At 76.1% G+C, this 1,114-nt stretch carries 1 protein-coding gene and 1 pseudogene; both read right to left on the minus strand.

The window, feature by feature from the left end; translation table 11 throughout:
• Positions 1 to 91: pseudogene (locus GRC12_RS46230) on the minus strand (spherulation-specific family 4 protein); the annotation flags it as partial.
• The gene (locus GRC12_RS44570; protein WP_208786114.1) at positions 79 to 1,038 is read right to left on the minus strand and encodes an NAD-dependent epimerase/dehydratase family protein; all 960 of its coding nucleotides are present in this window, start codon (positions 1,036 to 1,038) and stop codon (positions 79 to 81) included. The pseudogene GRC12_RS46230 and the gene GRC12_RS44570, both read right to left, overlap by 13 nt.
• Between the last annotated feature and the right edge of the window lie 76 nt (positions 1,039 to 1,114).

Genomic DNA, 1,114 nt, shown 5'->3' on the forward strand with positions numbered 1-1,114 from the left:
CGACAAGGGGGTGGGCGTAGCCGGGGACGCCGAAGCCGGTGCGGACGCCGGTGCTCGTGGTGCCTGCTGTGGTGCTGGTCAGATGCGGCATGCGGCCTCCATCCAGATGTCGGCGAGGGACTCTTCGAGGTTGATCCGGGGCCGCCAGCCGAGCCGGTCGCGCGCGGTGCGCACATCGGCCTGCTGCCAGCTGCCGCAGCCGTCGGGGTACGGGTACGCCACCGGGGCCGCGTGGTCGGAGTCCGCGCGCGGGTGGCCGATGGCGGCGCGCAGCGGTCCGGGCGGGCCGTCGAGCTCGTGGAGTGCGCCGCCGTATCCGGCCACGCGGGCGAGGGTGGCGGCGGCGTCGCGCAGACGCACCGCGCGGCCCGAGCCGATGTTGATGACGCCCTGTGCGGCGGAGAGGCTCGCGGCGTGGACCGCGCGGGCCACGTCACGTACGTCGACGAAGTCGCGCTGTGCGCCGAGGCCGCCGAGCTTGAGTTCGCCGTCGCCGGACTGCATGGCGCGGCGCATGGCCTCCGCGAGGCGGCCGAGCGGCGATCCGGCGGGGGTGCCGGGGCCGGCCGGGGAGAAGACGCGGAGCACGACCGCGTCCAGGCCGGAGCCGAGGACCAGTTCGGTGGCGGCGAGCTTGCTGACGCCGTACGGCCCGCCAGGGCGGGGCACGGCGTCCTCCGCGGTGGAGGAGCCGGGCTGGCTCGGGCCGTACTCCGCCCCGCAGCCGATCTGGACGAGCCGGGCGCCGCAGCCGCTGCGGCGGAGGGCCTCGCAGACCGTGGCGACGGCGACGGTGTTGTGGCGGGTGAGTTCCCGGGCGCCGCCGCGGGTGGTGCCGGCACAGTTGATGACGACGCCGGGGTGGACCGCGTCAAGGAAGCGGGTGAGGGCGCCGGGGCTGCCCGCGGCGAGGTCGAAGCGGACGTCGGCGTCGTCGCCGCGGCCGAGGGCGGTGAGCTGGACGGCCGGGTCGGCGAGCAGGCGGTCGGCGACGAAGCGGCCGAGGTAGCCGTTGGCTCCGATCAGCAGGACTCTCATCGGGCGGCTCCCGGGGCCGAGGCGTCGGGTCGGGAGATGATCATCTGGGGTTCTCCTTTGGAGGGGGCGGTGCGGG

The sequence above is a fragment of the Streptomyces griseorubiginosus genome, from assembly GCF_017614965.1.
Taxonomy (GTDB): Bacteria; Actinomycetota; Actinomycetes; order Streptomycetales; family Streptomycetaceae; genus Streptomyces; species Streptomyces griseorubiginosus_B.

What these genes read in the sequence shown, in the direction of transcription:
- GRC12_RS44570 (WP_208786114.1), bottom strand. Translation starts at nt 1,038, where the DNA reads ATGAGAGTCCTGCTGATCGGAGCCAACGGCTACCTCGGCCGCTTCGTC.